This is a genomic window from Lactococcus sp. LG1267 (assembly GCF_017309545.1).
GTDB classification, from domain to species: Bacteria; Bacillota; Bacilli; order Lactobacillales; family Streptococcaceae; genus Lactococcus; species Lactococcus petauri.
In genome coordinates this window covers 237,007-254,284 of sequence record NZ_CP071295.1, presented here as the reverse complement: position 1 = coordinate 254,284, position 17,278 = coordinate 237,007, and the positions used below count along the sequence as shown (strand labels likewise).

General features: G+C 38.5%; 16 protein-coding genes and 2 riboswitches. Of the genes, 6 read left to right on the top strand and 10 right to left on the bottom strand.

Annotated elements, in window-relative coordinates:
* Nucleotides 1-20: 20 nt before the first annotated feature.
* A complete protein-coding gene (locus J0J33_RS01275; RefSeq protein WP_019291802.1) occupies nucleotides 21-497 on the bottom strand; it encodes an effector binding domain-containing protein in 477 nt (158 codons plus the stop codon).
* A gap of 9 nt (nucleotides 498-506) precedes the next feature.
* Nucleotides 507-1,307 carry a hypothetical protein gene (locus J0J33_RS01270; RefSeq protein WP_206921751.1) on the bottom strand — a complete coding sequence of 267 codons (801 nt, stop codon included), beginning with the start codon at nucleotides 1,305-1,307 and terminating at the stop codon, nucleotides 507-509.
* A 235-nt stretch (nucleotides 1,308-1,542) separates the two neighbouring features.
* On the opposite strand from J0J33_RS01270, the gene J0J33_RS01265 reads away from it, so the two are divergent.
* Entirely contained in the window at nucleotides 1,543-4,083 is a 2,541-nt protein-coding gene (locus J0J33_RS01265; RefSeq protein WP_019291800.1) for a M1 family metallopeptidase, read from the top strand.
* Between the two features lie 156 nt (nucleotides 4,084-4,239).
* A riboswitch (THF riboswitch) is annotated at nucleotides 4,240-4,338 on the top strand.
* A gap of 43 nt (nucleotides 4,339-4,381) precedes the next feature.
* On the top strand, nucleotides 4,382-4,921 hold the full coding sequence (locus J0J33_RS01260) for a folate family ECF transporter S component (protein ID WP_019293643.1): 540 nt from the start codon (nucleotides 4,382-4,384) through the stop codon (nucleotides 4,919-4,921).
* Nucleotides 4,922-4,931: 10 nt separating this feature from the next.
* Here J0J33_RS01260 and J0J33_RS01255 read toward each other — a convergent pair whose 3' ends face one another.
* The 3 genes from J0J33_RS01255 to J0J33_RS01245 all read right to left on the bottom strand — a co-directional run bounded on the left by J0J33_RS01255 (nucleotide 4,932) and on the right by J0J33_RS01245 (nucleotide 7,896).
* Nucleotides 4,932-6,125 (bottom strand): MFS transporter, encoded by a 1,194-nt coding sequence (locus J0J33_RS01255; RefSeq protein ID WP_206921750.1) that lies wholly within the window; start codon nucleotides 6,123-6,125, stop codon nucleotides 4,932-4,934.
* Nucleotides 6,126-6,221: 96 nt separating this feature from the next.
* Nucleotides 6,222-6,680, bottom strand: coding sequence for a MarR family transcriptional regulator (locus J0J33_RS01250; RefSeq protein ID WP_019292263.1), 459 nt, complete (start codon nucleotides 6,678-6,680; stop codon nucleotides 6,222-6,224).
* Nucleotide 6,681: 1 nt separating this feature from the next.
* Complete coding sequence (locus tag J0J33_RS01245) at nucleotides 6,682-7,896, bottom strand: cation diffusion facilitator family transporter (protein WP_206888054.1); 1,215 nt, start codon at nucleotides 7,894-7,896, stop codon at nucleotides 6,682-6,684.
* Nucleotides 7,897-8,213: 317 nt separating this feature from the next.
* On the opposite strand from J0J33_RS01245, the gene J0J33_RS01240 reads away from it, so the two are divergent.
* Complete coding sequence (locus tag J0J33_RS01240; RefSeq protein WP_206888051.1) at nucleotides 8,214-9,947, top strand: ABC transporter ATP-binding protein; 1,734 nt, start codon at nucleotides 8,214-8,216, stop codon at nucleotides 9,945-9,947.
* Between the two features lie 53 nt (nucleotides 9,948-10,000).
* Nucleotides 10,001-12,094 (top strand): ABC transporter ATP-binding protein, encoded by a 2,094-nt coding sequence (locus J0J33_RS01235; protein WP_206921749.1) that lies wholly within the window; start codon nucleotides 10,001-10,003, stop codon nucleotides 12,092-12,094.
* Nucleotides 12,095-12,198: 104 nt separating this feature from the next.
* Here the strand turns inward: J0J33_RS01235 and J0J33_RS01230 are convergent, their stop codons facing one another.
* Nucleotides 12,199-12,918 carry a hypothetical protein gene (locus J0J33_RS01230; RefSeq protein ID WP_019292259.1) on the bottom strand — a complete coding sequence of 240 codons (720 nt, stop codon included), beginning with the start codon at nucleotides 12,916-12,918 and terminating at the stop codon, nucleotides 12,199-12,201.
* 232 nt (nucleotides 12,919-13,150) lie between these two features.
* Here J0J33_RS01230 and J0J33_RS01225 point away from each other — a divergent pair, with 232 nt between their 5' ends.
* A complete protein-coding gene (locus J0J33_RS01225; protein ID WP_019292258.1) occupies nucleotides 13,151-14,416 on the top strand; it encodes a UDP-N-acetylglucosamine 1-carboxyvinyltransferase in 1,266 nt (421 codons plus the stop codon).
* A 48-nt stretch (nucleotides 14,417-14,464) separates the two neighbouring features.
* Nucleotides 14,465-14,680, top strand: coding sequence for a YdbC family protein (locus tag J0J33_RS01220; protein WP_003133281.1), 216 nt, complete (start codon nucleotides 14,465-14,467; stop codon nucleotides 14,678-14,680).
* A gap of 70 nt (nucleotides 14,681-14,750) precedes the next feature.
* Here the strand turns inward: J0J33_RS01220 and J0J33_RS01215 are convergent, their stop codons facing one another.
* The 4 genes from J0J33_RS01215 to J0J33_RS01200 all read right to left on the bottom strand — a co-directional run bounded on the left by J0J33_RS01215 (nucleotide 14,751) and on the right by J0J33_RS01200 (nucleotide 17,221).
* Nucleotides 14,751-15,107, bottom strand: coding sequence for a DUF3397 domain-containing protein (locus tag J0J33_RS01215; RefSeq protein WP_019292257.1), 357 nt, complete (start codon nucleotides 15,105-15,107; stop codon nucleotides 14,751-14,753).
* A gap of 108 nt (nucleotides 15,108-15,215) precedes the next feature.
* Nucleotides 15,216-15,695, bottom strand: a complete 480-nt coding sequence (locus J0J33_RS01210; protein WP_019292256.1) for an aminoacyl-tRNA deacylase — start codon at nucleotides 15,693-15,695, stop codon at nucleotides 15,216-15,218.
* 12 nt (nucleotides 15,696-15,707) lie between these two features.
* Nucleotides 15,708-16,244, bottom strand: coding sequence for an energy-coupled thiamine transporter ThiT (gene thiT, locus J0J33_RS01205; protein WP_019293638.1), 537 nt, complete (start codon nucleotides 16,242-16,244; stop codon nucleotides 15,708-15,710).
* A 55-nt stretch (nucleotides 16,245-16,299) separates the two neighbouring features.
* Nucleotides 16,300-16,398, bottom strand: a riboswitch (TPP riboswitch).
* A 34-nt stretch (nucleotides 16,399-16,432) separates the two neighbouring features.
* The gene (locus J0J33_RS01200) at nucleotides 16,433-17,221 is read right to left on the bottom strand and encodes a CPBP family intramembrane glutamic endopeptidase (protein WP_206888045.1); all 789 of its coding nucleotides are present in this window, start codon (nucleotides 17,219-17,221) and stop codon (nucleotides 16,433-16,435) included.
* Between the last annotated feature and the right edge of the window lie 57 nt (nucleotides 17,222-17,278).

Here is a 17,278-nt window from a genome sequence, read left to right as displayed (position 1 = left end):
AGAGTATTTCTGAGCTTTTTTTATTTTTTAATGACCGGTAACCAAATCTCACCGTAATAACTGCCATCAGGTCGCTCTTGACGATAAGCAAGATGTGGACCACCAAGATAGGTATAGTCCATAACTTTGGGGAGGATTTTTCGAAAAGCTTGATGTGACAAATGTTCAAAAATTTTTCCCTTAGCTGCTGTATCAGAAATTACAATATAGTTACTTTCAGGAAATTTGAGTAAACGACAGTCATCCTTCAGCTCTTTGCGACTCTCCACTGCAAAATAATTCCAAGGTTTTCCGAGGTAATCCGTATGGACAGACCACTCCCGCTCATTTTTAGCTCTTTTCTTGAGCTTTGCTAAGCGGCCATCATTTTGCAAACTCAACTCAAATATTTCTCTTTCGAGGGCCAAAGAGCGGTAGTCTTGCAGCGCGGCTTGAATGGGAAAACCATAAGCCGCTAAGATGAACGGGTTTTTATGCTCTAGAGTATAATCAATCATAGTCGCTCCTTAGTTAACAACGGTTAGTTCATGGATTGAACGTCCTTGGTCATCAAACATTTCCAACCAGCTGTTTGTTCCTGCAAAGTAGAGAAAATGGCCGATTTCATTGACGGAACGCAGAATGATGTCTTCAGTAGTGGTCCAAGTTTCAGGATCGAATTTTTCTTGATTTTCTTCCCTAAGGTTTAACGTAAATTTTGCAGTGAAGCCAAGGGTACCATCGGCCCTTTTAGGAGCTGCCTCATTAGGTAGCATTTTTGCACCTGCAAGCAGCCTCATTTCGGTAGATTTTTGCCAGATAACTGTGCCGGATGTTCCTTCATGTTTAATATGAAATGGAATATCTGAGATAGCCTTTTTCCAGCGGTGTTGCGCTTTAGCTGAAAAAGCTTTATTCTTTGCGAGTTTAAAACCGAACGCTTCAAGGCTAGGCAAAAATTCATCAGCAGCTTTACTACAGATGGTGTAGACATTTGAGGGGAGTTTAATCCTTTCAGAAAAGACGGCTAACTTCATAGAAGCTTCTTGAGCTTTGTCGAGGAGAAAAGCTTCAAGATAGGCAGTGTCTATTTCATATGCCTTAGGATCAAGGACAATAACTTTATCAAATTCCAACTTAGGGATTATTTTTTTATCGGCAGCAATCATAATAATCTGGCTTTTTTTCGTTAGGAAAAATATTTCACCTTTTTTGAGGGCAAAACGACTATTATTACTATCAAAGATACGGATCGTGGCACCAGAGGAAAGTTCAAGAAGGAGTTTTCCCTTCTCATCAATCGTTACTGAAAACTTTGTTTTTTTCATAACTTTATTTTAACAGAAAAGTCTATTTTTTCATCTTTTTTTGAATACCCTTTATCTAATTAAAGGGTTTCTACTTATCTAATAAACTTTTTTCCTATAAATGAAAAATAGACCATTTAATAATTTACGTAAGCACCTTTAAAAATTAAATGTGGGAAAGCAAAGCTTTTCTCGAAATTTTCTAAACAATTTGCTATAATTAAGTAAACTAACGAAAAAGGAAGCGAACAACATTATGGCAGTAAAACGTTTAATTGAAACATTTGTACCAGAAAATTATAAAATTTTCCTTGATATTGACCGCAAATCAAAGACCTTCAAAGGTCAGGTGGCAATCAAAGGTGAAGCTAAAGCTGAAACTATTTATTTCCACCAAAAAGATTTGAATATTACTAAAGTTTCTGCTTTTAGTGTTGAAGCAGACTTTACTGTGGATAATGCCAACGAAGAACTTACAGTTAAAGTGGGCCAAAAAGGTCAAGTGACTGTTTCCTTTGAATATGAAGGTAAAATCACAGATAACATGATGGGCATTTATCCTTCATATTACGAAGTAAACGGTGAGAAGAAAATGCTTATCGGTACGCAATTTGAATCACATTTTGCTCGTCAAGCTTTCCCATCAATTGATGAACCAGAAGCTAAGGCTACTTTTGACCTATCGGTTAAATTTGATGAAGAACCAGGTGATATTATTATTTCCAATATGCCAGAACTTCTCAATATTGAAGGAATTCACGTATTTGAACGTACAGTTCGTATGAGTTCTTATCTTCTTGCTTTTGTCTTTGGGGATATGCAGTATAAAAAAGGACGTACAAAATCTGGTGTTGAAGTAGGAACTTTCTCAACGAAAGCACATTCTGAAGATGTTTTAGATTTTCCTTTGGATATTGCGATTCGTTCAATTGAATTTTACGAGGACTACTATAAAACCCCTTACCCATTGCCACACAGCTGGCATGTTGCACTGCCTGACTTCTCAGCAGGTGCTATGGAAAACTGGGGTTGTATCACTTACCGTGAAGTCTGCATGCTGGTTGACCCAGAAAATGCAACAGTTGCCAGCAAACAATATGTAGCAACAGTCATTGCGCATGAGTTAGCCCACCAATGGTTTGGTGATTTGGTAACAATGCGTTGGTGGGATGATTTGTGGCTCAATGAATCATTTGCCAACAACATGGAATACGTGGCAATTGATGCTATTGAACCTGATTGGAAAGTTTGGGAAAGCTTCTCTGTTAAGGAAGCCAGCCTTGCTTTAGATCGTGATGCTACAGATGGTGTTCAATCTGTTCATGTGGATGTGAATCATCCTGACGAAATTGGTACACTCTTTGATGCTGCTATTGTCTATGCTAAAGGTTCACGCTTGATGGTCATGCTCCGTAAATGGTTGGGGGATGAGGACTTTTCTGCAGGACTTCGCAAATACTTTGAAACGCACCAATATGGCAATACCGTAGGTGATGATCTTTGGGATGCACTCTCAAGTACATCAGGTAAAAATGTGGGCGAATTTATGCATTCATGGGTAAACCAACCTGGTTATCCTGTCTTGACTGCGGAAGTTGTTGATGACACACTTATTTTAAGCCAACAACAATTCTTCATTGGTAAAGGGGAAGACAAAGGGCGCTTGTGGCAAATTCCATTGAACACAAACTGGAAAGGCTTGCCAGATACGTTGACTACGGAAAAAGTTGAAATTCCGGGCTATGCAGCACTTAAGGCTGAAAATGAAGGCCAACCGCTCTTCTTCAACGAAGCACACGCAGCACATTATATTATTGATTATAAAGGTCAGCTTTTAGATAACCTTTTAGCCGATCTTGAGAAACTGGAAGATATTACGAAATTCCAAATTCTTCAAGACCGTAAGTATCTTGCTAAAGGTGAGGTTATCAGCTACGCTGATGTTGTGAATATCTTACCAGCCTTTGCCAATGAAGAAAGTTATATCGTCAACCAAGCGCTTAACCAAATCTTTAGTGAGCTAGATATCTTTATTGATGATGAGTCAGCTACAGAAAAATCTTACAAATCACTTGTGGGTAAAGTTTTTGCTAAAAACTATGCACGTTTGGGATGGGAGAAAAAAGCTGGTGAATCAGCTGGAGACGAAACTTTACGTGGGACAGTACTCTCACGGACTCTCTACTCTGAAAACCCTGAAGCAGTAGAAAAAGCGAGTGAGATTTACGCAGCGCATAAAGACAATGTAGCAACTATTCCTGCGGATATTCGACCAATTGTCTTGAATAACGAAATTAAAACAAGTAATTCTGCGGAACTTGTAGCTTCTTATATGGATACGTATGTGAAAACAAGTCTCCAAGAACTAAAACGTGAATTAGCTGCAGCTGTAGCCAATGTCCGTGATGAAGCAGCAATTAAAGGACTCTTGGAAGATTTCAAAAATGCGGATATCGTTAAACCTCAAGATATTGCATTCTCTTGGTTCTACCTCTTAGCGAAAGACTTCGCTCAAGATGCTGCATGGACTTGGGAGCAAGAAAACTGGGATTGGATTGCCGAAAAACTTGGCGGAGATATGAGCTATGATAAGTTTGTCATCTATCCAGGTAATGTCTTTAAGACAGCCGAAAAGTTTGAAGAATATAAAGCTTTCTTTGAACCAAAATTGAGTAACCCAGGACTTAAACGTTCAATCGAGATGGCGATTAAACAAATTGATGCACGTGTATCATTGATTAATAATCAAAAGAGTGCAGTCGAAGCTGCCATCGTAGATGTAGAAAAAGAATTGTAAAAAAGACTTCTTAGAAATCAGAAAGAGCTGAATTCTAAGAGGTTTTTTCTGTGTAGCAAACTTCTGTAAACATCTAAAACCCAATGTAAAAGAAAAGCCTTGAAATTGAGAATTATCTGAACAAGGTATGTGGTAAACTATAAAAGTAAAAAAATTAACAGAGTAGGGCCGATGCGTTAAGTGCTGTGAAATGGGATGTCGTTCACAGACGAAACTTGAATTTTTCAAGTGCGGTAGAGGCTTGCATCCGCTGATTCTCATATAATCAGTTACTCACCAGATCCTTGGGAGGTACTATATGAAAAGATTTACTGTGAAGCTGTCACTCATACAGCTTGTTTTTTTGGCGATTTTGCTGGCATTGTCCATCATTTTACGTTCTTTCACTTTTGGGAGCAGTTTTTGGAAGTTATCGCCAGGATTTATTGCTGATGGTTTGATTGGCTTCTTTGTTGGCCCTTTATGGGCAGGTTTAGCTTTAGGGCTGGGTGATATATTTGGCGTTTTGTTCCGAGGAAGTATTTCCTCGCCAGGTATGACTATAACAGCAGCTCTAGTCGGATTTATCTATGGTTGGGCTTTTTATAACAAGAAGTTCAGTCTAACACGAGGTAAAGATTGGCTCTACATTTTAGCTGTTGTAAGTGTAACAATGGTTCTCCAAACCGTGTTACTTAATACTTTTTGGCTTTCGCTCATGTATCAGACACCTTTTAAGGTTTTATTAGCTACGCGACTTCCTTTGCTTGTACAGATTCCTATAAGAACGGTTATTTTCATGTTGGTATTTGATAATATTCAACGTTTACCGCAGATTATGAGGCGTCTAAAAACATAAAAGAAAACCGTCATTTTTGACGGTTTTTTGTTTTGAAAATTGTCAGAGCAACGATTAACAGGATAACTCCCATGCAGGCAGGAGCCGAAGAGCCGAAGAGAACATAAAGTTGTCCCCCAATAATAGGACCTAAAATACGCGTTAGTGCTTGTAAAGCTTGGCTACTCCCTTGAATCTGTCCTTGTTGGTGTTCAGTGACTGATTTAGAGAGAGTTCCATTGAATGGTGGGGCAAAAATCGAATCACCAAAACCGTAGATAAAAATACCAATTACAAAATAGAAAGGGTGCAGGGTAAAGGCAGAAACAGCCATAAAAATATAGCCAAAGAGTTCCGCAACTATCGCACATTTAATGATGGATTGCTCCGTCAATTTTTTTAATAGAAAAGGCATAATGAGCGCCTGGCTAAAAATATCTTGAAGTCCCATAATAGAAAATAGAAGACCGATTTGTACGGGTTGCCAAGAGAAGTTATCTAAAGAAAACTGAGCAACAATAGCTTGTAATGCACCATTTGGAAGCCACAACAACAGTGCAGCTAGAAATAAACGGTTCAGTTGTTTTATCTCAAATAAGTTTTTGAGAGGTGCAAAGGGATAAAGCTGATGTGGATCTAGCTTAACAAGTCTTTCTTTTGGTGAAAGACTTTCAGGCATAAAGAAAAGGCCGTAGAGGAGATTGAATAAGCTGAGAACAGCAGCAAAATAAAAGGGAACGCGGTTACCATAATGAGCTAACAGTCCTCCAAAAGTTGGACCTAACAATGTTCCGACTCCAACAAGGGCAGAAATCCATCCGAAGATTTTAGTGCGGGAAGCAGCTGGCGTAATATCGGAAAAGTAGGCAAATAAAGTGGCAATATTTCCTCCGGAAATACCATCGATGATACGGCCAAGGAAAAAGAGCCATAGAGCTCCAGCCATGGCAAAGATGAGATAACCCAAGGCAGAGCCAAGTAAGCAGAAAAGTAAAATCGGTTTACGGCCATAGCGATCACTCAATGTTCCTAGAGCTGGTGCTGCAAGAAAAGTGCATAAGGCATAGATAGAGGTCAAGAAGCTGATGACTAAGGGTTGATTTTGTGATGAGGTATAGGGCTCCAGTAAAAAAGGAACCACAGGATTGATAATGGTAAAGCCAAGGCCTGTAAGAAAAACGGAAAATAAGCCAAAACTCAATGCGTGTTTATTTAGTGTATGCATATAACTCCTTATTAATGTTTCCTTGGAAACTATAAAAGTATAACTTATTATTGTTTCTTTGTCAACAAAAACTAAATTAAGAAAAACAACCCCATTCTATATGGAGTTGTTACGGAGTTCTTTATCAAGGTGTTGATTGTAAAGTTGAGTAAACTCTAGTATCGTTTCTAATTTTTCAGAACTGAAGGAATCAAAGACTGCTTGATCATTGAGTAGAAAAGCTTTGTGAAGATCTTCGTGCTGCTGATTTATTTTTCTTCCTTTTGAAGTCAGTTTAAAATAAATCTCTTTGTTGTTGTTGGGATTTCTAAATGTTATAATGTCTTGCTTTTGGAGGAGTTTTTTTGTTGCTTTACTAATTGCTCCTCGAGTGACATATAGTTCTTCTGACAACCGTGTGACATTTGGGTTATTAAGCTTGGCAATGAACTCAATGCAGGCGATTTCCAAAAAAGAATAACCTTTGAATTTTTCGACCATTTGAGGTTTTCGAAGTTGATCCATTTTATTAAAGAGATCTGTAAGGCTCAGCATAATTTCTTCTTGTTGTTTCATACTAGCTTTCTCCTGTCACTTGGCGATAAATGCAACGCCAATATTCATTTCTGCGCCAGATACTTGATACAGTGTAGCTTTTTTGATTGTCCAAGTAATGATAGGTAAGGATAAATGTCTTTTTGCTGACTTGCTCTGCTTGGTAATTTTTGATGGCTAAATCTTCTGTTTCAACAGCACTTGCCATATATTCTTCCTGTTGAATAATTTTACCCTTTGTCGTAATAGCTTGAAATTGAGGCGCTAAAAGTTGATCAAGATGTTTACCGTTGAGAAGGGCCTCTTCTTTGGGCAAAAGCTCTAATGCACGTGAAGCAAAGTGTTCTTCTTCAGGTAACGCAGCGGGTTCGACATGGACATCAACATCATAAACATCAAAACCAGCCATGAGCATGCGTTCTATTTTTTCGGTAGCGGCATGACTTTCATAGACAGAAAGATCGCGGGACATCTCAACGACAACATCCAGAAAGATATTACTGCCGTAGGTACGACCCCGAATCATCTTTACAGACTTGACTTTGTTTACGAGCTCAATCGCTTCTTTATAATCTGCTAAAAGATTGTCATCAAAACCATCGGAAAGTGAAAAAACACTATCACGGAAAATATCATAAGCCGTTTTCAGGATGAAACCGCAGATAACAAGAGCCATAATACGGTCAAGCCATATCCAATGCAAGGCTGCTGCCACAATGGCGACAGTTGTACCCAAGGATGTTAGTGCATCACTAAGGTTATCTTTACTGGAAGCTTCAAGTGCTTTCGATTGAGTTTTTTTCGCTAAACGGCTAGAGTAGAGGTAAACGCCAATCATCACAAAGGCAGAAAATAAAGCCACTGCTGCACCAACGGGGTTGATTTCAGTGGAACTTCCTTCTATAAAACCAACGATTGTTTGGCGCAAAACTTCAAAGCCAATGAAGAACATGATGAAACTAGAAATCAGACTAGCAATTGATTCAACCTTCCAGTGCCCATACGTATGGTCGTTATCAGAAGGGATACGCGCAATACGTAAACCAATCACGATAGCAATATTTCCTAAAATATCGGTGACGTTATTAAAACCATTTGCTAGAAGGGAGGCTGAATTGGTGATTTGAGCTACACCAAGTTGTAAAAGAGACAGAAATATATAAGCCGCTATACTGACCCACACGCCTCGTTCGGCGAGTTTAAGGTTATGAGAGCGTGATATTTTGCTATTATTCATAAGCTTAATTATAACAAAAAAGCAGAGGAGCTGCTTTTAAAGGACGAAATAATGTCCCATAAGGTCGCATTTCGGCTTTGAACGTGGAAGCTTTTGAGCTTAATTTCTATTATAAATAAGTTGTCGCAAATGATTGACACTCTTATTAAAAAACGGTAAAATTAAATTGTTAGTTTATTTTTGTTATAAACTAAAGAAAAGACTAATAGTGTTAGTTATTAGCATTGCAAAATAGATGCTTAAATGTTATATTTTTTCAGCTAACGTATTTATTCTTGTTATTTTTGACAAGAAAATGAAAGGAAACTTTTTTATTTATGGTAATGAAAGCCATCGGCAAGTACAAATTGCTTGTCTTCGCTGCCCTTGCTACCATGCTTCTTCAAGTTGGCGCTGCTCTTTGGCAGCCCCAATATATGAAGAACATTTTGAGTGTTATGGCAGAATCTATTTCGATATCGGACAAGGTCGATAAAATTAATCATTATGGGGTATATCTTCTACTTATAGCCGCTGTGGGATTAATTGGTTCTATCCTTAATACAGTAACTGCTGCAAAGATTGCTCAGTCTGTATCGGCGGATATCCGTGAAGAAACCTTCCGAAAAATCCAAACTTTTTCTTATGAAAATATTGAGAAGTTTAATGCAGGTAATCTGGTTGTTCGGATGACTAACGATATCAACCAAGTGCAAACACTTCTAATGATGACTTTCCAAGTCTTGATTCGAGTACCGTTACTCTTTATTGGTGCTTTTATCTTATCTATTATCACGATGCCAGAACTTTGGTGGATTATTATTGTGATGGTTGTTCTTATTGTGTTAGTGACGATGTTATCCATGAAATCTATGGGTCCTCACTTTATGGTTTTCCAAAAATTGATGGACCGTATCAATGGAATTGCCAAAGAAAACCTACGTGGTGCTCGTGTCGTTAAATCATTTGTTCAAGAAAAAGATCAAATCCAAAAATTTGATGCCACATCTGATGAGTTATTGGGTCATAATATGGCTGTAGGTTATACTTTTGCTGCGATGATTCCCGCATTTACAATCATTTCACAATTGGCTGTTTTTGGCGCAATTTTACTGGTTTCTACTTATGTAACACGTGATTTGAATACCGCCGCTAATACGCTTGGTGGGATTATGTCCTTTATCCAATACATGATGCAAATCATGATGGCGATTATCATGGGCGGTATGATGTCAATGTTTGCCTCTCGTGGTTTTGTTTCTATTGGACGTATTAACGAAATTTTAAAAACTGAACCTGCGATGGTGTTTGAAGATGTTGCGGACGAAGAACTTAACGGTTCTGTTAAGTTTGATCATGTCTCTTTTGCTTATCCTAACGATGAACATCCAACCTTACAAGACATCAGCTTTGAAATTCAACCTGGACAAATGGTTGGGATTGTCGGAGCAACGGGTTCTGGTAAGTCAACCCTGGCTCAATTGATTCCGCGTCTTTTTGACCCAACTGAAGGTACAGTAAGTGTAGGTGGAAAAGATTTACGCCATGTTTCTAAAGCTACTCTGAAAAACACAATTTCAATTGTCTTACAAAAAGCAATTCTTTTCTCTGGGACAATTTCTGGCAACCTGAAACAAGGGAAAGCAGATGCGACCTTGGAGCAAATGAGCCGTGCAGCCAGCATCGCGCAGGCAGCAGAGTTTATTGAAAAACTGCCCGATCATTATGAATCACAGGTTGAAGAACGTGGGAATAACTTCTCAGGCGGACAAAAGCAACGTATGTCGATCACGCGTGGTATTATCAAAGATCCTAAAGTCCTTATCTTAGATGACTCAACATCAGCGCTTGATGCCAAGTCAGAAAAACTGGTACAAGAAGCTTTGAGCAATGACTTAAAAGATACGACAACAATTATTATCGCTCAAAAGATTTCATCTGTCGTTCATGCGGACAATATTCTGGTCCTTGATGAAGGTAAACTTGTGGCGCAAGGCACACACGCAGAGCTCGTTGAGAATTCTGCAGTTTACCGTGAAATCTATGATACACAGAAAGCAAAGGAGGACTAAATTTTCAATGTTCTTCAATATATTAATGAAAAACAAGAAAATGAAAAAAGATTATGAATGATACATCTCGTGCATTGAAGTTCTTCTATCTCTACTTCAAAAAATATAAATTACAATTCCTCGTGATTGCGATATTTATCATTGCGGCTACTTATCTGCAAGTTAAAGCGCCCGTACTTCTCGGGGATTCTATCACACATCTTTCGACTTACGTTGGTGATTATTTTAGTCATCAACACGCTGATGAAGCGATGAAAGGTTTACAACAAATAGCGGCAGGAGCAAACCAAGCTCAGGACGCCTTGCAGCAGATTGCTGCGCAAATGGGGAAAGCTACTGGACAAGTGGTTGATTGGCATAGTCTGACATCTGCTAATGTACCAACTGCGGTAACTTCTAACCTTCCTTCAGGAACAACAATTGATAGTCTTCAAGCTATGGCTAAGATTCCGACAGATTGGCACCAGCTTACAGATGCCAATGTTCCAGAAGCTATCCGTGCTAATCTTAATGGTCAGTCAATTTCTGACTTGATGAAGGTAGCTACATCACATGCACCAAGCAAGGCTGACTTTATGCGTTCAATGTGGATGCTACTTGCTTTTTACGTGATGACAGGTATTGCGCAACTTATCTATAGCTTGCTCTTTACACGTATCGTTGCACACTCAACAAACCGTATGCGTAAAGGTCTCTTTGGTAAGTTGGAACGCCTAACAATTTCGTATTTTGACCGTCATGCGGATGGAGATATTCTCGCCCGCTTTACCTCAGACTTGGATAATATTCAAAACACATTGAACCAAGCAGCAGTGAACGTTACCACTAACTTTGCCCTGTTCATCGGGATTTTGTATATGATTTTCGACCAAAATGTCAAGATGGCATTAGTGACAATTTCTACAACTCCTGTGGCCGTTCTCTGCGCTGTGATTATCATTATTCAAGCTAAGAAATACACGGATAGACAACAAAAAGAAGTCGGCGAACTTAATGCTTATATGGATGAAAAAATCTCTGGGCAAAAAGCGATTATCGTTGAAGGACTTCAAGCAGATGCAATCGAAGGTTTTGAAGTACGTAATGATAAAGTACGTAAAACAACCTTCGCAGCTCAAGCTTGGTCAGGTATGATTTTCCCATTGATGAATGGCTTCTCCCTCTTGACTTTGGCTTTGGTTATTTTTGCAGGTGCTAATATCCTCCTTAATGATGCTTCATTATCAACTGCTGCAGCCTTTGGTTTGCTTGCTACATTTATCCAATATGCGCAACAATATTACAACCCAATCATGCAGGTTTCTTCATCTTTCGGTCAATTGCAACTTGCGGTAACTGGTGCAACACGTCTGAATGTGATGTTTGATGAAAAAGAAGAAGTACGTCCTGAAAATGGTAAAACTTTTGAAGGTATTTCTGAAGGTGTACACATTGAAGATATTGACTTTAGTTATCTTCCTGGCAAGCCGGTCCTCAAAGATGTCAACATTAATGTAAACAAAGGCCAAATGGTTGCCTTGGTTGGTCCAACAGGATCAGGTAAAACAACTGTTATGAACCTCATGAATCGTTTCTATGATGTGGACAAAGGGGGAATAAAGTTTGACGGTACCGATATTCGTGAATTTGACTTAGATTCATTACGTTCAAAAGTTGGGATCGTCTTGCAAGAATCTGTCCTTTTTTCTGGAACCATTGCGGACAATATCAAGTTTGGTAAAAAAGATGCGACTATGGATGAAGTTATCACAGTAGCCAAGACGACACATATCCACGAATTCATTGAGAGCTTACCAGATGGCTATGAAACGCTTGTGGATGACGACGATAATATTTTCTCTGTAGGTCAAAAACAACAAATTTCGATTGCCCGTACTATCTTGACTAACCCTGATTTGCTTATTCTTGACGAAGCAACATCAAACGTTGATACGGTGACAGAAGAACAAATTCAAATGGCTATGGAAGCAGCAATTGCTGGTCGTACTTCATTTGTTATTGCCCACCGTTTGAAAACAATACTTAATGCAGATAAAATTGTTGTTCTTAAGGACGGTGAAGTTATTGAAGAAGGAAACCACAATGAGCTTGTAAATCTTGGTGGCTTCTACTCTGAGCTTTATCACAACCAATTTGTCTTTGAATAAAATTAAGAAGTATCTTAATATAAAAAACGCTCGTGCTTTAACGAGCGTTTTTTTTAATGTGGTCAAGATTTCCTAAAATAAGGGAAAGTGCTGATCATACTGAATCAGGATATTTGCTCGAAAATAGCGATAATATCGACAGGACCAATACCAGCAGGAATAATTAGCTGCTCTTTGCTTAAGGGAGCATCCTCTACTTGCCAGCCGACAAAGTGATAGTGAGGTAATTTGACTTTGGCTGGTGAGATGTAGCCTTGTTCAATGCTTCGCATACCTTCAGGATGGTCCCACTCCAGTGGTTCATTCCAAATTGTTTTAGCGCTGTAGCGTACAGGATATTTGATTGGTGTCCATTGTGCATGAAAGTCATAGATTTGCCCAATAGGCTCGAAGTGATGTTTTTCTTGAGGTTTCCAGAGGAAGCTGGGATTATAGACTCTGGTGCGATGAATAACTGAAGTTGGTCCAGCATACAGTTGGGCTTGTTCCTGAGATTGGGGGTGAGCAAGTACATTGTGACGGTTACGGACTTTAGCCCATCCTTCAAAGGTATAGCCGGGGAGCTTTAAGGTTTTGTTCTTGAGAGAATAGCTTTGACTTTTAGGAAGGAGTTCCGAGCTCATGCCAATCCATTTCCCTTCAGCACTTATTATTTTATTATAAGCTTGATAATCTGCTTCATTAAGAGAAGGCACTGGACTTATTTGAGCACGTTCCAAATGGTTGAGCATGTCATTATTAATATTGAAAAAATAATTTGCTTTAAAAAAGGTTGCTTTCTTTTTGTTTGGGATGAAAGAAGTTTTGAGTGAAAAATTCATCATTTATCCCTTTCTTTATTTTTTGTGTCTAATGTTATATTATCATTTTTTTCTAATGTTAAATAATAATATACAATGAGATTTTAGACAGATAAATGAATACATTTCATAGATGAAGATCTGCGAAGAAAAAAGGATGCTTTTCATCTATTCAAAAGACGGGAAAAATGGTAGAATAGAGGGTACATGTATTTCATGTCTCAAATAAAACAATAAGTGATAGAGTAATAAATTTATGAAAAAAATAGTAATCAATGGTGGTAAAAGTATCTCAGGGAAGGTAACGATTTCTGGAGCTAAGAATAGTGTAGTTGCCCTTATTCCGGCAACGATTTTAGCTAACGATATTGTTACACTTGAAGGCGTTCCCGATATTTCAGATGTTGCAAGTTTGGTTGATATCATGGAAATCATGGGCGCAAAAATTCAACGTGATACTGATGCGGGTATTTTGACGATTGATACACGTGACGTTGTTTCAAAGCCATTGCCCTATGGTAAGATAAACTCTTTGCGTGCATCGTATTATTTCAATGGAGCACTTCTTGGTCGTTTTGGGAAGTCAACGGTTGGTTTACCCGGGGGCTGTGATTTAGGTCCACGTCCTATGGATCTTCATGTTAAAGCTTTTGAAGCTTTAGGAGCAGAGTTATCTTACCTTGAAGATGCCATGCACCTTGAAGCTAAAGAAGAAAAATTACATGGCACAACCATCTATATGGATATGGTTTCTGTAGGTGCAACAATTAATACAATGCTTGCAGCGAGTACAGCAGAAGGTGTAACCATTATTGAAAATGCAGCACGTGAACCAGAAATTATTGATGTGGCTACACTCTTGAATAACATGGGCGCAAAGGTACGTGGGGCTGGCACAGATGTGATTCGTATTACAGGAAAATCAGAAATGCACGGTGCACGTCATACGGTCATTCCTGACCGTATTGAAGCAGGAACTTATCTTGCTTTGGCTGCAGCTATGGGAGACGGTGTCATCGTTGACAATGTTATCTACGAACACTTAGAATCTTTTATTGCTAAACTTGAAGAAATGGGTGTACGCATGACCATTCGTGAGGACTCTATCGAGGTTCATCGCTCAGAAAACTTAAAAGCTATCAATATTAAGACAGTACCTTACCCTGGTTTTGCGACTGATTTACAACAACCAATCACACCGTTATTACTGAAAGCACAAGGCCGTGGTTGGATTAAGGATACGATTTATGAAAAACGTGTCAATCATGTGCCAGAAATGGCACGTATGGGTGCTACAATCTCAACTGTAGATGATCATATTATTTATGAAGCACCTAATAAGCTTCAAGGTGCTCATGTTCGTGCTACCGACTTGCGTGCAGGAGCAAGTTTAGTTTTGGCTGGTATTATCGCCGAAGGTACAACAACGATTGAAAATATTGAATTTATTCTTCGAGGTTACGATAGTATCATAGAAAAAATGACGGCTTTAGGTGTTGATATTCAACTTATTGAAGATTAATTGGGAAAAGTTAACACTTTTTACGTATCATTAATATAGGAGGTGTATATGGCTGATTTAAAATTTGAAATTGAGGAGCATCTTATTACTCTATCTGAAAATGCTAAAGGCTGGACAAAAGAGCTTAACCGCGTGTCATGGAATGGCATGGAAGCTAAGTATGATTTGCGCCAGTGGTCGCCCGACCATGAAAAGATGGGCAAGGGAATTACGCTGACAGATGAAGAATTTGCTGTTCTTTTGAAAGAACTCGGAAACAAATAAAAAAACCAGTTTTTCTGGTTTTTTTTATGAATCATATATAAAAAGAAAAACCATTAGTATGGTTCTTTTATCAATGCATGTAAATCATGACAATCATAGCGATGTAAAGAGCAAAAGTAATCACAAAAGTAATGCGCCAAAAAAGCTTAAAGAAACGTTTATATTTGAAGTCTTTAAAATAGAACAAATCCAATAGCAACAAGACGAGAGCTAAGAAGGAAAGAATCAAAAAGTAGTAAGGCAAAATATTGATAGCAGTAAATTGCTCTGAAAAAAGTTGGAGTCCAAAAATTAAAAAGAGGACAAAAATATCAGGAATGCGAAGTTTTCGATTAGTCAAGTGGCGAATACGTAAAAATTTAAAAGCGAAAACCAATACGATCCAGCTGAGAAGCGGATATAAAGTGGCAATAATCTTAGGTAACATAGCTTAATTTTAGCGGTTTTGGGTACTTTTGTAAAGTGTTATTTGTCGGAACAATAAATCGAGATGTAAAAATAAAAAGAAAAGCCATAGTTAAGCTTTCCTTTTTATTTAAATTTCACGAATTTCAGCAAATTCAGCTTGTACAAAAGTTGCGAGTTCTTTTGGATTGAGGCGTATAGAACGGCCGACTTCACCGGCAGAAACAATGATTTTATCTGCATCCAGTGCGATGGTATCGATATAGATAGGGAACCTTTTGGTTTGCCAGATACCGACAGGATTATTAGCACCATGGATGTATCCAGTGGTTTTTTGCAAATCTTTTTGAGGAATCATGTGGACCTTCTTATTTCCAGAGACCTTTGCTAATTTCTTTTCAGAAAGATGCTCTGTCAGAGGAAGAATCCCTACGATTGGACCTGTTTTATCTCCTATAAGTGCGAGCGTTTTATAAATGTCACGACGTTGGATGTCTTCAGGCATGAGCTCTGCTTCTAAAGCATTGAGAGCAAGCCCTTCATGATTGACTTGACCTTTGTCCAGAATTTGTTCAACTAATGTTTTTTTCAGTTTCTTTTTCTTGCTCATGCGTTCATTATATCACTTTTTCGCTTGAAAAATCTGAGGTGCACTCTTGGAGAGCAGAACAAGGACTAGAGAAGCAAGAGCCGCAGTCGCAATTCCACTTATTCCATTTACAACAAATGAATAGGGAATAGCTCCCCAGCCTTTCCAAGCATATTGTCCCCAAAAGATAACACCAGCGACAAAGTGCCAAAAATATTTGATAAGAACGCCGAGAAAAGCTACAGCAAAGATTGTACGTGTTTGGCTAGAGTCCTTTTTGCGCAAAACACCAGCTAAACCAAGAGAAATCGGTGCAACAATATATTCAAGCAAGGCCTGTACTGGAGTCAAGATAGTAGCTTGACCTAATACAATCAGAAGTAGGCCAAATACTAGCCCGCCTGTCATGCCCCAAAAGACGCCGCGGCGCAAGGCTAAGACCAGTAAGGGAATAACTGCCAGCTCAAGATAAAAAACCTGAGCATAGTTTATCGAGATGAAACTCAAGACAAGAGCTAATGCGGCAGCAATAGCTGTTTCGGTAAGTTCTAAAACTTTAGAATTAGACATAAAAAATCTCCTTTTGTTGGCACAAAGGAGGGTTAGAGAGAATTGAAGACAGCAGTCCCCTATACAAACACATTCCTACGCTGGTACTAACCAGATCAGGTCAAATGGTGTTTCTCAGCTCTTGGTTTCCCTTAGAGCACCCATTGTGCAAATTTTTAATTTTACAATCTTAATATACCATAAGATGTTTACTTTAGCAAAAATGTCATACTTATTCCCAGAAAATTCCAAGCCATATGAATGACCATATTGAGGTAAAAATTTCGGTATTTAAAATAGAATGTGGTTAACACCAGACTCATTGAGCCATAAACAAGCCAACTGTAAAGATCTGTTGGACTGTGCATACCTGCAAAAAGCAGAGCTGCTGTCACGAAGGCTAAAAATTTATTTTTTGTGAAGAGAACTTCGAAAGGGCCAACACGGTAAGTGAGTTCCTCAAAGAAACCGGCAAAAATCGTTTGGACAGCAAAGATGCCTAAAGGAATAACCTGGGCGAGACTATTCAATGCCTCTTGATTTTCTGTACTTGCTTGTAAACCAAGCGCCTGTGCTAAAATGTTGACACAGAGTGAAACTAAGAAAAGCGCACCAAATCCGAGGGCAATTTTGCCCAAGGGAAATTCTTTGATAGCAATCGGTGGAATAATATTACGGCGGCGAGCAAGAAAGTAAGATAAGCCAAGAGCAATAAAGAAAATCACAAAAAAGATCACTTGGTCAAGAGAAGAAAAAGCTCTTCCAGAATGCAATTGGCTCATGAGTGACGTAGCAAAACTTGGCAATAAAGAAAGTACAAAGAAAGCAAGCCAGATTGATTTTTTATAAGTAAAAATTAAACTAATTAGATAAAGAAGGAGGCTGAGTCCTAACCATTGCCCCCAACCAGCCCGTAAAGAAAAAGGAAGGGCAAAGAGAAGAGCAGGAAGAATTGTCCAGGTCCAAGGTTTTTTAATAAGGTCTCGAAATTTAATCATAAAACAATTCTAACATATAATCATTGATAATTTGTATAAGTTTTAATAAAATATAAG

Coding starts and splice junctions, on each gene's coding strand:
- J0J33_RS01275 (WP_019291802.1), bottom strand. CDS start 497: ATGATTGATTATACTCTAGAGCATAAAAACCCGTTCATCTTAGCGGCT.
- J0J33_RS01270 (WP_206921751.1), bottom strand. CDS start 1,307: ATGAAAAAAACAAAGTTTTCAGTAACGATTGATGAGAAGGGAAAACTC.
- J0J33_RS01265 (WP_019291800.1), top strand. CDS start 1,543: ATGGCAGTAAAACGTTTAATTGAAACATTTGTACCAGAAAATTATAAA.
- J0J33_RS01260 (WP_019293643.1), top strand. CDS start 4,382: ATGAAAAGATTTACTGTGAAGCTGTCACTCATACAGCTTGTTTTTTTG.
- J0J33_RS01255 (WP_206921750.1), bottom strand. CDS start 6,125: ATGCATACACTAAATAAACACGCATTGAGTTTTGGCTTATTTTCCGTT.
- J0J33_RS01250 (WP_019292263.1), bottom strand. CDS start 6,680: ATGAAACAACAAGAAGAAATTATGCTGAGCCTTACAGATCTCTTTAAT.
- J0J33_RS01245 (WP_206888054.1), bottom strand. CDS start 7,896: ATGAATAATAGCAAAATATCACGCTCTCATAACCTTAAACTCGCCGAA.
- J0J33_RS01240 (WP_206888051.1), top strand. CDS start 8,214: ATGGTAATGAAAGCCATCGGCAAGTACAAATTGCTTGTCTTCGCTGCC.
- J0J33_RS01235 (WP_206921749.1), top strand. CDS start 10,001: ATGAATGATACATCTCGTGCATTGAAGTTCTTCTATCTCTACTTCAAA.
- J0J33_RS01230 (WP_019292259.1), bottom strand. CDS start 12,918: ATGATGAATTTTTCACTCAAAACTTCTTTCATCCCAAACAAAAAGAAA.
- J0J33_RS01225 (WP_019292258.1), top strand. CDS start 13,151: ATGAAAAAAATAGTAATCAATGGTGGTAAAAGTATCTCAGGGAAGGTA.
- J0J33_RS01220 (WP_003133281.1), top strand. CDS start 14,465: ATGGCTGATTTAAAATTTGAAATTGAGGAGCATCTTATTACTCTATCT.
- J0J33_RS01215 (WP_019292257.1), bottom strand. CDS start 15,107: ATGTTACCTAAGATTATTGCCACTTTATATCCGCTTCTCAGCTGGATC.
- J0J33_RS01210 (WP_019292256.1), bottom strand. CDS start 15,695: ATGAGCAAGAAAAAGAAACTGAAAAAAACATTAGTTGAACAAATTCTG.
- thiT (WP_019293638.1), bottom strand. CDS start 16,244: ATGTCTAATTCTAAAGTTTTAGAACTTACCGAAACAGCTATTGCTGCC.
- J0J33_RS01200 (WP_206888045.1), bottom strand. CDS start 17,221: ATGATTAAATTTCGAGACCTTATTAAAAAACCTTGGACCTGGACAATT.